This window comes from Rhodococcus sp. 15-725-2-2b, from assembly GCF_002259075.1.
In the GTDB taxonomy this organism is placed as follows: Bacteria; Actinomycetota; Actinomycetes; order Mycobacteriales; family Mycobacteriaceae; genus Rhodococcoides.
Genome location: NZ_NPFL01000016.1, coordinates 167,128 through 181,202, shown reverse-complemented (window position 1 = coordinate 181,202; position 14,075 = coordinate 167,128). Strand labels below are relative to the sequence as shown.

Here is a 14,075-nt window from a genome sequence, read left to right as displayed (position 1 = left end):
CCCGCGCCCCGCGTTTCACCGTAGGACTTGCCGCTGCCGTGACAACCACGGCTGCACCCACACTGTTGCCGAAGACCGACCGCAAGACCGGGCATCGACCGATACATGCGAACTTCCGCGGCACAGGCCGTTCATCACGAAGGAGAATTTCTGTGTCCGACAAGTTGGACTCCACGCGGGTCGCGACCGATCAAGGTAGTCGTGAAGACCCCAGAACGTTTCTGTTCCGGCTGACGCTGATCGCCAGTATCGGCGGGTTGCTGTTCGGTCTCGACACTGGCGTGATCGCGGGTGCACTCGTATATCTACGTGACGACTTCAACCTCACCGCCGTCAGCGAAGGGTTGGTGGTCACCTCGCTGCTGTTTCCCGGCGCGACAGCAGGTGCACTCTTGGGCGGTCCGATCGCAGACCGCTTGGGACGCAGAAAGTCATTGGTCATCGCTGGCTTCATCTTCATCGTCAGCACCATCGTCTGCGCTCTCGCTCCGACGGTCGCAATTCTGGTCGCAGGACGAATTGCCTTGGGCTACGCCGTCGGAGTCGCATCCGTCGTCGTTCCGCTTTATCTCGCCGAGATGGCACCTGCGTCGCAGCGAGGCCGCATTGTCACGATGAATCAGTTGATGATCACCGTCGGGCTGTTCTTGGCCTTCGTACTCAACGCGTTGCTGGCCAACCTGGTCGACAGCTCAGTGGTGTGGCGCTACATGATCGGCATTGCCGCGATTCCTGCCGTCGCCTTGTTCTTCGGCATGCTCGCGCTACCCGACACCCCTCGTTGGTATGCGAGCAAGCAGAGATGGGACGAAGCCAAGAACGTGCTCCGACGTGCCCATATGGCAGACCGGGTCGAAGCCGAGTACAAGCAGATTTCCTCGATCGTGGAAGACGACCAAGTCCAGGGCAAAGTGTCGGTCATGGCCGTGCTTCGCAACGAACCCTGGATGAAACGCTTGATCATGGTCGGCATCGTTCTGGCGGTTGCTCAGCAGACCACAGGGATCAACGTCGTGATGTATTACGCACCGACGGTTCTCGAAACGTCCGGCCTGACCAGATCCGCCGCTCTGCTCGCGTCCGTCACAGTGGGAATTGCGATGATCCTCTTCACGATCATCGGAATGTGGATTCTCGGCATCATGGGACGGCGCAAGATGATGCTGTTGGGCTTCGTCGGTGTCGCGGTGTCGCACTTCGGTCTTTTGATTACGTACATGTTGCCCGAAACCACCGTGCGTTCCTACCTGATCCTGCTGTTCATGCTGTCGGTCACCGGCTTCATGGTGACCTTCCTCGGAACGACAGGCTTCCTGGTGCTGTCCGAACTGTTCCCCCTACCAATCCGCGGATTTGCCATGGGCGCCTCTCTGGGCGGGCTCTGGATTGCGAACTCGCTCATTTCGTTCCTCTTCCCAATCCTCGCGGAGCGGTTCGGGTCCGTGGTGGTGTTCGGCGGATTCATGGTACTGAACGTGCTCGCCGCACTGTTTGCGTTTCGGTTCATTCCCGAGACCAAGGGGCGCACCCTCGAAGAAGTGGAAGTCGAGATGCGAGCCCGCGGCACCGCATCCGCAGCAAGTTCGTAGCCTGGCGCACAGCAAACCTTTCTCACTCACCCAACAGAAGGCGATTGCCCGAAAATGACTGAACGCAGATTTGCCGGAAAAGCTGTATTCGTGACGGGAGCCGGCAGCGGAATCGGCCGCGCAACCGCCTTGGCCTTTGCGAGCGAGGGTGCGGACGTGGTTCTGGCCGACATCGATACCGCCGGAAATGACGAAACCGCGAGGCTTGCAGCCGAACACGGCGGTCGAACGGTAGCCGTGCGCTGCGACGTGTCGTCCTCGGCGGACATTCGTAGCGCCATCGAGCGGACCGTCGCGGAATTCGGACGACTCGACGTCGCATTCAACAACGCAGGCATCGAACAGCCGGCCGCACCGCTGGTCGACATCGAGGAAGACGAGTGGACTCGGCTGATCGACATCGATCTGCGAAGCGCTTTTCTCTGCATGAAGTACCAGATTCCCGCGATGCTCGAAAACGGTGGTGGATCCATCGTCAACACGTCGTCGGGAGCAGGTGTCATCGGAATTCGAGGACAGGCCGCATACGTCGCAGCCAAGCACGGATTGATCGGACTGACCAAGTCCGCGGCACTCGATTACGCTGACCAGGGCATTCGGGTCAATGCGATCTGTCCTGGCATCATCGAGACGCCCATGATGGACAGGTTCTCGGGCGGCACTCCCGAAGGCAGGGCTCGTGTGATCGGCCAGGAACCCGTGGGACGGATGGGAACCGCCGCCGAGATCGCGTCTGCGGTTCTGTGGCTGTCGTCAGACCTCGGGAGCTTCGCGACCGGTCATGCAATGGTGATCGACGGAGGCCAGACCGTCGGAATCTGATCGACCTTCCAGTATCGACAAATTGCCGTCAGACCGTGTGAGAGCACATCGTCTGGCGGCGATTTGCGTTGCGTACTCGGACGCTTCGATCACAGGGAGGTCGGGACCGGCCCCGCCCCGTCTGCGGCGTCGGCTCGACGTTGTATGTCGGCTACCCCGTCCGAAATCTTCGACGCTGCAAGCTTCACAGCCGCCACTGCCCGCCGCACGTCGACATCTCGCCGCTCGTTCACATCCCACGCCACCCCCACACTTCCAAGCGCGGTTTTCTGGCCAGTGAGAACCGGTGCCGCGACGCCGCAGACCCCAGGGTTGAACTCCCCCACTGTGACAACGAAGCCGTCTTTCTTGAATGCACCCAAAGTCGCACGGAAGGCGGTCCACGAGTCACCCAGACCCGCCTGCTGAATTTGCTCGCGTTGACGCGGGTACAACGCCTTCAGGCGGTGGTGCGGAAGGTAGGCCAGTATTATTTTCGACACCGCTCCTTGAAACAACGGACGCCGTTCACCGCGAGAAAAACGATTGGCCGGACTGAGCGGAGCTCGGTACTCACCGACACAGAGGACCGAGTCACCAAACGGTCGGCACAACAACGCCGAGTGGCCGATGTTGTCCACCAGATCCTCCAGCACACCACGACTGGCCAGCAGAAGAGGATCGGTCTCACGAATCTGGCGATCCATCTCGATGATTCGGGGGCCGAGAGTGTACTGCCCGTTACGCACAGCGGCGATCAACCCGGCATCGTTCAGCGTCTTGATGTACCGATACCCCGTCGAACGAGAAGTATCGAGGTACTCGAGGATCGCGGCAGTGGACCACATCGGCTGAGCTTCACTGAACAATTGCAGGATGTGAAGCATCTTTTCCAGACTGCCAGCCGTGTCCGGGCTTTCCGCCACGTCATCGACGTCATTCGATGCATGAGACTGTGCCATCGTTCGAGTCCGACCCGTTTCTTCCGTCGTTCGCCGCGTAACGCTCATCCTAGTGCTCCGGCCCGTCATGGCGTGTAACGCCGCACGGCTGCCCGGTCGACGACCGATTAGCCAGTGATGCTGCCTACTTATCCGCCACTGTACAGCCCAAATCGTAACAAAAGGCGTATATTCGTAAGCAATGCTGGCTATTAATGAGGAGGATCGTGTGGACGATCGGGTCGATGCACTTCGAGAAGACATCGTGCTGTTCAACCGAGCTATTCGAGCGAACGTCGCCGGCCATCTACTGACACCCACCCAGCTTCAGACCCTTGGGAACCTCGACCGCATCGGTGCAATGAGCGCCCGTGAACTGGCCACAGTGGAGCGGGTGACACCGCAGACCGTGGCCAGGACGGTCACACTACTGGAAGAGCGCGGACTGGTGACCCGCATTCAAGACCCTGATGACGGTCGCGCGCAGATCATTTCGATCACCCACGAGGGCAAGGCCAAGCTCGGAGCCGATCGTCGCAAGCGCGACGAGTGGCTGGCAAACGCACTCGACACGCATTGCAGTGCTGTGGAACGTGACGTGCTCTTTGCCGCCGGAGCCCTGCTGCGCCGCCTGTCGAGCGCACCTGTCGTCAGCGACAGCGTCGAGGACCGGGCGGTGCGTAAATGACGCGGAGTACCGAAACAGGGCTGGCGCGAACATCGGTCCCATTCAGCGTGCGAGGAGCAGCAGCCACCGGAACCGTGCTTCAACCGCTCAACTCGTCCATGATCGCTGTGGCCATCGTTGGAATTGCTGCCCAGTTCGGCCCGAGCGCCAATGTCTCGTGGGTCATCTCGGCTATGTACATCACAACGGCCGTCTGCGCGCCGATGGCGGGTCGCTTGGGATCGATGCTCGGCGCACGTCGCGTGTTTTTGGCAGGTTTGGCTTTCGTGGCGTCGGGTTCCGTCTGTGGCGCCTTCGCGCCGAACATCGGAACGTTGATCGCGTCGTATGTCGTTCTAGGAGTCGGGATCTCGGCGCATATGCCCAACGCGATGACCATGGTCCGGGCGTACGGAGAACTGCACGGGCAGCAAACCCGCACTGCGCTCACCACCATCGTGATGTGCGGGCAGTCCGTTGCCGCTCTGGGCCCGACAGTCGGCGGGCTTCTGGTCGGAACGTTCGGCTGGCAGTCGATCCTCTGGGTGAACCTTCCCGTCGTGGCCATCAGCGCGATCGCAGTGTTGTCGGTCGACGTCGGAGACGAGGGTCGGTCGACGGTGTCCGTGCGAGAGGCACTCGGAGCCATGGACGGAATAGGGATCGCGTTCTTCGTTACCACAGTGGCGTCGTTGATGGTGTTCCTGGCGTCGATCGCACACACAGCCCGATGGTGGATACTCCCTGTCTCCTCTGTCGCGTTCGTGCTGTTCGTCGTGTGGGAACGTCGCACGAAGCAACCATTCTTCGACGTACGCGCTCTCGCCCATAACCGTGCGCTGGCCGCGACCCTGGGCGGTGCGCTGATCACCTACACGTGCTTCTATTGTGTGTTTTTCGGAATCCCACAGTGGCTGCAGGCGTCTCGGGGAATGACACCCATCGAGACCGGCCTGACCATGCTGCCGGTCGCCGGAGTCACCGTCCTGTCCACGGTCCTCGGAGCCCGCGTATACGGCCGGTTCGGCGCGCGACGCACCCTTCTCGCCGGCACGGTGATGATGCTCGTCGGCGGCACTCTGATCGCCACCGTCGAGTCCAGCACCGCCCCGATCTACGTGCTTCTTCTGGTCGCCGCCGTACTCGGAATTCCCAACGGCTTCCACAACATCGGAAATCAGAGCCTCATCAATGCCACGACCTCGGTCGACGACGTCGGCACCGCTATCGGGATGTACCGCACCATCGCCTTCGTCGGAGCAAATCTTGCGGTGGTCGTACTCCAGATCACTGCAGGTCCGGTTGTCGACGACGCGGGCCTGCACCGTACAGGTGTGTTCATCATGGTCTGCGCTGCAGTCGTACTTGCGGGGTTGCTCGCGTACCGTCGAGCGGCGACGTCACGGAGTTGAGTACAAAAATCGGGCCCCCTCCGTTGATTGCGCAGTGACGCAACAGAATCGACGGAAGGGGCCCGCTTGGGCGGTCAGCGAGTCGTTACAGCTCCATGTAGACGCACTTGGTGTAGAGGTAGTTGTCCATGTGGGCAGCGTTGCCTTTGGCTCCGTATCCACTCAACTTGGTGCCGCCGAAACCGACCATGGGATCGATGTAGCCGTAACAGTTCACCCACATCGTGCCGGTGTGCACCCCACGAACCACTTTCATGGCGGTCGACAGACCTTGCGACCACACTGCACCGCCGAGCCCGTAGTCGCTGTCGTTGGCAATACGAATGGCCTCGTCCACGTCGTCGAACGGGAGAATGGAGAGCACCGGTCCGAAGATCTCCTCGCGAGCGATACGCATACTGTTCGACACACCGCCGAACACGGTCGGTGCCATGAAGTAGCCGCTGCCGAGATCGCCGCCCAATCGCTCGCCGCCACGGAGCAGTTCTGCTCCTTCCTCACGACCGATGTCGGTGTAGGCCATGACCTTGTCCAACTGAGGCTGCGAGATGATCGGGCCCAGGGTGGCCGCGTCGTCGAGGCTGTGTCCGACTCGGATCTCGTCCATGTACTGCAGGAGTCGTTCGGTGAACTGATCGACGATGGACCGCTGAACCAACACACGCGTTCCGGCGAAACAGATCTGACCGGAGTTCGCAAACACACCCATGGCGGCACCCGGTACCGCTTTGTCCAAATCTGCATCGGCGCAGACGATGTCGGCGGATTTCCCACCGAGTTCGAGCTGCAGGCCTTTGATGTTCACAGTCGATGCTTTGATGATGCTGCGGCCGGTCTGCGTCGATCCGGTGAAGGCAATTCGGTCGACGTCAGGATGACTGGCCAGCGCGTTGCCTGCATCTTTGCCCAAGCCAGTGACCACGTTGACGACGCCGGCGGGAACGCCCGCCTCGTGCAGTATTTCTGCTGTCCTCAGAACGGATAGCGACGCATCCTCGGAGGGCTTCAGAACGGTGGTACACCCACTCGCCAAGACCGCACCGACGATCCAGAACTGACCGCCCAACGGACCGTTCCACGGAATAATGCCTCCGATGACACCCACCGGAGCTTTCAACGTCATTGTGGCGATGTCGCCAGGGATGCCATTCATCAAGGTCTCACCCGAGATATTTCCCGCTTGCGTCGAAAAGAACGACAACATCTTCATCAAGGCTGCCTTGGAGTTACGCAACCTCGTGACCGGGGCACCCATGTCCAGCGCCTCGATCTGAATCAGCTCGTCGAAACGGTCGTCCATGATGTGCGCGACGCGCGTCAGCAGAGCTTGACGTTCGTAAGGAGACCAGGTGCTCCACTGACCGTGGAAGGCGCGGCGGGCGGCGACTACCGCCCGGTCGATGTCGGACTCACCGCCTGCACCTATCCGGGCGAGAATCTCGCCCGTCGACGGATTGACGGTCGTCAAAGTCTCCCCGGAATCAACCGGCACACTGCGCCCGTCGACGAAAGGGTGGTGCACCTCCCGTGCCAAGAAGTTCTGGGCACCATCCAACAGGGCGAAATTCTGGAGATCTGTACTCACTTGCATCCTCTCGAAAGAATCTACGACACCGCGTCGATCGGCAGAGAATCAACCGACGGGTTCACACGTGCGCTCTACATACATAAGCCGAAACTGGTTCGCGTACAAGGATTTCACATCTGGTGTACCCCTCGGGCGAACTACGCCACGCTCGGATAAAACTTTCATTGGAACCGGTCGGCTCGACAAGGTCATATCGAGCCGACCGGGGTCTGATGCACCTGCTCACGCTGGGGTGAGCGCGGCCCGTAGCGCGCTCACGATGGCGTCGGTGACGGCCTCGGTGTCTGCTGTGCCGCCGATATCGCGGGTGAGAACTCCCCCCGCGGTGGCGGCTTCGATGGCGGCTTCGACCTGCCTGGCCTCGGCATGGCGTCCGAAGTGATCGAGCATGAGGGCTGCGCTGGCGATCGCGCCGATGGGGTTGCTGATGCCTTTGCCAGCGATATCGGGGGCCGAACCGTGGACGGGTTCGAACATGCTCGGATAGCGGCGTTCGGGGTTGAGGTTGGCACTCGCTGCGATGCCGAGGCTACCGGCGAGTGCAGATCCGAGGTCGGAGAGGATGTCGGCGTTGAGGTTCGAGGCGACGACGACGGACAGTTCCTCTGGGTGAAGGATGAATTTTGCGCTCATCGCATCGACCAGAACGCTCTCCGTGGCAACGTCTGGATAGTCCGCTGCCACCCGACGGAAGACCTCGTCCCACAGCACCATGCCGTACTGCTGGGCGTTGGATTTGGTAACCGAGGAGACTTTTGCAACGGTGCGAGTGCGCGCCAGATCGAACGCGAAGCGCATGATCCGCTCACAGCCCTTGTCGGTAAACAGTGATGTCTGCAGTGCCACCTCGTTGCCCGGTCCGCGTCCGCCGAGGTTGCGGCCACCGAGGCCCGCGTATTCGCCCTCACTGTTTTCTCTGACGACGACCCAGTCGAGTTCTGTGTCGTCGGCCTTGCGTAACGGGGATTGCACTCCGGGCAGAAACTTCACCGGTCGCACATTTGCCCACTGATCGAAGTTCTGTGTGATGTTCAGACGCAGACCCCACAGACTGATGTGGTCCGGGACGTTCTCCCATCCCACCGCACCGAAGTAGATGGCGTCGTAGGTTCTCAGAATTTCGAGCCCGTCGTCGGCCATCATCTTGCCTGTCTTCGCGTAGTATTCACTACCCCAGGGAAACTCGTTCCATTCGAAGGCGAACGCACCGCCGGAGTGGCCGGCCACGGCATCCAATACGCGTCTGCCCGCGCCCACCACCTCTGCGCCGACACCGTCGGCGGGGATCGACGCGATCCGATACGTGGTCGACTGCGAGCCCACTACTACCTCCGATGTCAGACAGATCACGCTTGATCCCACTAATTAAGACTGCGCAAGCTACCCCCCGTCCATTACCAAGTTCCGATGCCGCTCATAGGATCAATCAATCGAAGTGGTTCGACCGCAGCTAGACTGCATCGAACCTCACGACCAGCACAACGTGGAGGCAGGTTCGAGTGGATGCACGAAAGCTCAAGTACTTCCTGGCTATCGTCGATGAAGGAAGCATCAATCGCGCGTCCGAGGTGTTACTCATCGCCCAACCCACTCTTTCTCAGGCCATCGCCGGACTGGAGCGCGAATTGGGAGTGCCGCTGTTCCATCGCATCGGTCGGCGACTCGTACTGAGCGACGCCGGCGAAACCTTGGTGGGGCCGGCTCGAGTGGTGTTGCGCGATCTGGACGACGCGGAAGCAGCTGTCCATGGCTTGAAGGGACTTCGGAGCGGACGCCTCGACCTGATTACGATGCCGTCACCGGGAATCGAGCCCCTCACCACTATCCTCACCGCGTTCGGTCGACTGTTTCCGGCAGTAACCGTGAATGCCCAAGCCGCATTCACCCCTGAAGAGGTCCTCCGAGCGGTTCGCACCGGCGTCAGCGAGATAGGCATTCTCGGCTCACCTCAGGCCGTTCAGGCACCGGACCTGCGGGTGGTGACGTTCAAGAGCCAGCCTCTGTTGTTGCTGTCGAGCCCCGACGCGGATCTACCTGACCGGCCCGAGATTCAGCGGTCGGAGCTGTCCGGGCTGAGGTTGATAGCTTCACAGCAGGGGTCGCTGATGCGATCGCTGGTGGACGACATTCTCGCCAGCGGGATCCCCGCCACTATCGCTGCCGAAGTCGCACACCGGACGTCCATCCTCCCCATGGTGCTCAGCGGCTTCGGCCACGCAGTCACTCCCTCTGCCTGGGCGGCGTCGGCCGAGAAGGCAGGTGTACGAGTTCGCCGCATCGTCCCGGAGTCATACCTGCACGTCGCCGCCGTGTGCCGACTGACACACATGACTCCCCCGGCGCAAGTGCTGATGGACGAAGCCCAGAAATACGCCGGCGAAGTACCGAATTGAGCACTACCGAGAATGCTTCAACGCGTCGCACAGAGCATTGTCGGCGCTCTCGAAATGCGACCTCGCCCGGCACTTGAACATCGGCGCAACCGATAACTTCTATTGGTAAAACGTATTGGACATTCGAGGCTGCTTAGCCCCTTAATAGATCGACTCGAATTGTGACACAAGCGACAACGCGTATCCGGAACCGGACGCTGTCATTCGAGAAAATCGCGATAGGGGTTTTCAAATGTCGACCGAAACCGACGATCTGGTACACCACCTGGCGTACGCAGCGGCCAACAGTGCGTTCGAGTCACTGTCACCGGAGGCGATAGAAGCCGCCAAAAAAAGCATCTTGGACACTCTCGGAGTAATCCTCGCCGCCAGTGGCGTCGAGCCGGCGGTACGCGCAGCTATCGACCTGGTCCGAGAGGGTGGTGGTACCCCTGAGGCGTCCCTCATGGCTTTCGGAGGCAAGCTGCCGGCCATCGCTGCAGCCTTCGCCAATGGTGCCTTGGCGCACTGCCTCGACTACGACGATCAGACTCCCTGGGGCCAGCATGCTTCCAGTTCGATCATCCCTGCCGTTTTCGCCGTCGCAGAGCGCAAGGGCGGCGTAACCGGCAAAGACCTCATCGCGGCGGTCGCGACGGGTCAAGACCTGTTCGCCCGGCTTCGGTGCAACGTCGGTTGGCGTAAGGACTGGAACCTGTCGACAGTGGTGGGGGTGTTCGCCGCCACCGCGGCAGCGGGCCGCGTGCTCGGCCTTTCCGCCAGTCAGCTTGCCCATGCACTCGGGATAGCAAGCATGCAATCGAGCGGTGTCATGGAGGTAGTGGCTGGGACCGGAAGCGACCTTCGTGGTATGTACGCTGGCTTTTCCGCCCGAGGCGCAGTGACAGCCGTTCTATTGGCCGAGAAAGGCACCACGGGCGTCGACACCCTGTTCGAGGGCGAATATGGCTTCCTGAAAACATACTTCGGCGGCGTATACGATCGCGCGCAGATTCTCGAGGGCCTGGGAAGCGATTACCGAGGTAGCGGAACTCTCTACAAGAAGTGGCCGGCTGTCGGTACCGCTCACAGTCACATTCACGCGACCATCGAACTACTGAAAGAAAATGAATTGACTGCGGACGATCTCATCGAGATTCGCGTATTCGTCGGCGACTACCACGATCTCATGTGCAGTCCGCTCGAAGCACGCCGAATCCCAACGACGTTGGTCGACGCAAAGTTCAGCCTCCCATTTCTCGTCGCAGTCGCCGCAGTTCATGGGACCGTAAAGATCTCGCACTTCAGCAGCGAATCTTTGAAGGACACATCTGTCCTGGCCGTTGCTCAGAAGATAGTGCCGATAAGTGATGCGTCACTGGACTGGACTCTCGAATTACCTCCGGGGCGAGTCGAGATCGTCACTCAGGACGGTCGGCGATACGAGAAGACCGGCACCGGGGTACCAGGAAACGATGATGCGCCGCTCTCTTGGAGCGACCTGGCCGAAAAATTCAGCGATTGTGCGGCAGTCGCCGTTACCAGGCATTCAGACGACAGTCTCGTCAAAGTCGTGGACTTGATCAAGAACTTGGAGTCGCTCGACGACGCAACGGTCGTAATGGAAAATCTCAGCCCTAATGTGGACGAAGGTTTTTCACCGAAGTACGAGACATCGCCGCAGTCGACTTCGACGAAATCCGAGGCGCGGTTGTGATCGCTATCTGGGCGCTCGTGGCATTCATCGGCACCATCGTAGCGTGGAATGCAGTACTCAAACGAAATATCGGCGAGGCGATGCTCGTCGGCTTCGTCGTAGTCGGCGCATTCGCCGGCCGAGATGCGCCGCGATACATGGCGAGCGGCTTCGTCGACGCGATTCAGGCCGAAATTACTTTTGCTGCGCTGGCGTTCATTTTCATGAGTTTCATTCTGGCGAAAACACCGGTGCTCGATCGGCTCATCGATATTCTCAACTCATTCCTCGGGCGAATGAAGGGAGGGCCGATTTACACCACGACGCTGGCTGGGGCGATTTTCGGGGCGGTCGCCCATGTCGGCGCATCAATGGCCGCGGTCGTGGGATCGGTGACTGTTCCATGGATGAAGCGTTCCGGCGTCAGCGGAGAATTGTCTGCCACCGTCGTAGCCGGTTCAGCAGGCATGGGTTTGACGTTTCCATTCAGTGCGACCATGTTCATCTTGGTCGGATCGGCCACTGTCAGTGGCATGATGGACGCGGACGACATCATTGTCCCTCTCGCCATCGCCGGTGTGTGGTGTCTCGTCTACCGACTTGTGCTCAATTTCTATCTGATTCGCAGGAACGGCCTGCAGCCGATCGCTGTCGAGGACCGAATTCCTGCCCGACGCAGTCTTCGCGCTGGGTGGACCTCGGGCCTTCTACTGATTCCGCTGCTCGTCCCCCTATTCCTCACCCAGGGGCCGATCGCGAACGCACTGGGGCGATACACGGACTTGGTGATGTCGAGAGCGATCAGCATCATCACCTGGATCCCCGTTCTGATGATTCTGCTCGTCCTCTTTCTCGGACGTAGACACCTGCCCAGAGACGGCAGAGGCTGGTGGAAGATACTCGGCGAATCCGCACCCCAGTTCGGAATCATCGGCACGACGCTCGTCGCGGCGTTCTCCGCGTCCGCCGTCCTTGGCCAATTGCGCCTTCCCGAGCAGTTGACCTCGATGCTTGAGTCATTGGCCGCACCGAAATGGCTGATGGCAATCCTGGTCGGAATCATCATAGTGGTCATCGCAATCCCCTTGACGGCGTCGGCCACCGTAGCAACCGTCGGACCGGTGGCGGTCGCAGCATTGGCCGGGGCGGGCGTTCCTGTACCGATCGCAGCTGCCGCGGTGCTGGTCTTTGCATCCACCGAGGGAGCTTCACCACCGTCCGGCGCGCCGATCTACATCGCGGCAGGAATCGCAAGAATCGATCCGTCGAAGATCTTTGTGCCGCTGCTCAAGTACTACTGCATTCCAATTCTCGCTATCGGTGTGCTGATCGCGCTCGGCATTCTCCCCGTCTGAATGAATAGGACACCTTCATGTTCCGCACAGTCGTCTCGACCCTCTTCCGCCTCAGCACAGTCGTTTTTCTGGTCGGGGGGCTGGTGATCGTCCTCTGTCAGGCGGCCGGACTGATCCTCGGCAGAGGGGAATTCGTTACTCAGACTTTTGCCTCGATGAGCCCTTACGTATTCGGTAGCGCGGGAGTAGCCGGGTTGCTTGCATTCGTCATGTCGTATCTCGATGATCCCGAGGACTCTTCGACCGACTCCGGCTTTCATGACGCGGCACCGGGTGGAGCATCGTCCGCGCCGCAATGAACGAGTCCTGACGACCAGCGGTCGGGCACCTACCGACGAATACGCAATTCTACTGCTAGACAACCGCATTCGTCGACGGGCGTCGGTCGACACCGATAACCCCGTGCTGTCGATGTATGGGACCGTCCAACTGGCGCAGCCGCTGTCCCGATGCGCCGCTTCGATCAGCTATCAGCTGCGCCAGAATCGAGATGGCTGTCTCCTCGGGGGACCGCGCATCGAGATCGAGTCCGAGGGGTGAGTTCACACGCGCGAGCACATGCTCGGAAAGTCCCGTAGCACGTAGTCTTTCGAGCCGCTCGGAGTGCGTGCGCCGCGAACCGAGCGCGCCCACGAAGGCGAGCTCGTCCAGCTCCAGTGCGGCCACCAACATCGGGACATCGAACTTGCTGTCGTGTGTCATCACACAGACCACCGTGCGACCGTCGAGTCTGCCGGCAGTGTGTTCGGCTTTCAGATATCGGTGCGGCCAGTCGTTCACTACCTCGTGCACGTTCGGGAAACGTTCGGTCGTCGCGAAGACAGGCCTGGCGTCGACGACGGTCACCCGGTACCCGAGCAGCGTGGCAGATGCACCCAATGCTCGGACGAAATCGTTCGCGCCGGCCAAGACCATCCGCGGCGGAGGGAGGAAAGTATGGACGAACGCGCGGGCACCGTCGCCCGATACTTCGACAATTCCGGTCGATCCCGACTCGTGCAGGCTGAGCTCACCGTTGTGGAACGCGCACGCCGACCGGTTGCCTCCTGGCACCTCCGGGTCACCCGTCACGAAACGCCGCGGCTCATCGTCGAGCACCGTCACCAGGGCGAACCGGCGATCCTGGTCACGGGCCGCGATCAACCGATCGATCATCTGTTTGTCCGAGGGGTCAATTCGCTCGATGAACACTTCGATCTCGCCCCCACACGGGAGTCCGACCTCGAGTGCGTCGGGGTCGGAGTAGCCGAACAGCTCGCACGCGGACGTCCCGGTTGTGATGACCTCGAGCGCTGTATGAATCACAACTGATTCGACGCAACCTGCCGACAACGAACCCAACGGCTCCCCGTCAGCGGTCACGACCATGGTGGCTCCGACGGCACGCGGGCCGGCTCCGGAAGTTGCCACGACACGTGCCAACGCGACGGGAGAGGACTCCAGGAGAATACTGATGTCATCGAGCAATTCGAACATTCAAGAGCCTTTCCCGAATCGCGACGCGATTGAGATCTCGGCATTCGAGAACGCGTGCGATTACATACATCAAATCCGCCGATGCCGCGGTGTCGAGACGCGAACGATATAGCGACGACCTGACTTCCGCTCGACGGTACGCCGCAGTAACGGCCCCTGCCACCGAACCTGCGGCCAG

General features: G+C 60.6%; 12 protein-coding genes. 8 read left to right on the top strand and 4 right to left on the bottom strand.

Annotation, left to right across the window (positions count from 1 at the left end; all coding sequences use genetic code 11):
• Positions 1–152: 152 nt before the first annotated feature.
• Positions 153–1,589 (top strand): sugar porter family MFS transporter, encoded by a 1,437-nt coding sequence (locus CH306_RS18070; RefSeq protein WP_254924313.1) that lies wholly within the window; start codon positions 153–155, stop codon positions 1,587–1,589.
• A 54-nt stretch (positions 1,590–1,643) separates the two neighbouring features.
• Complete coding sequence (locus CH306_RS18065; RefSeq protein WP_094631313.1) at positions 1,644–2,411, top strand: SDR family oxidoreductase; 768 nt, start codon at positions 1,644–1,646, stop codon at positions 2,409–2,411.
• 89 nt (positions 2,412–2,500) lie between these two features.
• On the opposite strand, the gene CH306_RS18060 is transcribed toward CH306_RS18065, so the two are convergent.
• A complete protein-coding gene (locus CH306_RS18060; protein ID WP_167336911.1) occupies positions 2,501–3,277 on the bottom strand; it encodes an IclR family transcriptional regulator in 777 nt (258 codons plus the stop codon).
• 283 nt (positions 3,278–3,560) lie between these two features.
• On the opposite strand from CH306_RS18060, the gene CH306_RS18055 reads away from it, so the two are divergent.
• Both CH306_RS18055 and CH306_RS18050 read left to right on the top strand, forming a co-directional pair.
• Positions 3,561–4,019 carry a MarR family winged helix-turn-helix transcriptional regulator gene (locus CH306_RS18055; protein ID WP_094631315.1) on the top strand — a complete coding sequence of 153 codons (459 nt, stop codon included), beginning with the start codon at positions 3,561–3,563 and terminating at the stop codon, positions 4,017–4,019.
• Positions 4,016–5,410 (top strand): MFS transporter, encoded by a 1,395-nt coding sequence (locus tag CH306_RS18050; RefSeq protein WP_094631316.1) that lies wholly within the window; start codon positions 4,016–4,018, stop codon positions 5,408–5,410. Before CH306_RS18055 ends, CH306_RS18050 begins: the two co-directional genes overlap by 4 nt.
• Before the next feature lie 85 nt (positions 5,411–5,495).
• Here the strand turns inward: CH306_RS18050 and CH306_RS18045 are convergent, their stop codons facing one another.
• Both CH306_RS18045 and CH306_RS18040 read right to left on the bottom strand, forming a co-directional pair.
• Complete coding sequence (locus tag CH306_RS18045) at positions 5,496–6,995, bottom strand: aldehyde dehydrogenase family protein (RefSeq protein WP_094622339.1); 1,500 nt, start codon at positions 6,993–6,995, stop codon at positions 5,496–5,498.
• Positions 6,996–7,220: 225 nt separating this feature from the next.
• Entirely contained in the window at positions 7,221–8,339 is a 1,119-nt protein-coding gene (locus tag CH306_RS18040) for a tartrate dehydrogenase (protein WP_373453981.1), read from the bottom strand.
• 158 nt (positions 8,340–8,497) lie between these two features.
• Here CH306_RS18040 and CH306_RS18035 point away from each other — a divergent pair, with 158 nt between their 5' ends.
• The 4 genes from CH306_RS18035 (at position 8,498) to CH306_RS29130 (ending at position 12,720) form a co-directional block, all read left to right on the top strand.
• Positions 8,498–9,391, top strand: a complete 894-nt coding sequence (locus CH306_RS18035) for a LysR family transcriptional regulator (protein ID WP_094631318.1) — start codon at positions 8,498–8,500, stop codon at positions 9,389–9,391.
• Between the two features lie 232 nt (positions 9,392–9,623).
• Positions 9,624–11,087 (top strand): MmgE/PrpD family protein, encoded by a 1,464-nt coding sequence (locus CH306_RS18030; protein ID WP_094647430.1) that lies wholly within the window; start codon positions 9,624–9,626, stop codon positions 11,085–11,087.
• Entirely contained in the window at positions 11,084–12,421 is a 1,338-nt protein-coding gene (locus CH306_RS18025) for a TRAP transporter large permease subunit (protein WP_094631320.1), read from the top strand. The genes CH306_RS18030 and CH306_RS18025 overlap by 4 nt, the downstream gene beginning before the upstream one ends.
• 155 nt (positions 12,422–12,576) lie before the next feature.
• Positions 12,577–12,720: a hypothetical protein gene (locus tag CH306_RS29130; protein WP_179272907.1), complete on the top strand. Its 144-nt coding sequence runs from the start codon at positions 12,577–12,579 to the stop codon at positions 12,718–12,720.
• Positions 12,721–12,775: 55 nt separating this feature from the next.
• Here the strand turns inward: CH306_RS29130 and CH306_RS18015 are convergent, their stop codons facing one another.
• On the bottom strand, positions 12,776–13,897 hold the full coding sequence (locus CH306_RS18015) for an XdhC family protein (protein ID WP_094631322.1): 1,122 nt from the start codon (positions 13,895–13,897) through the stop codon (positions 12,776–12,778).
• Positions 13,898–14,075 lie beyond the last annotated feature (178 nt).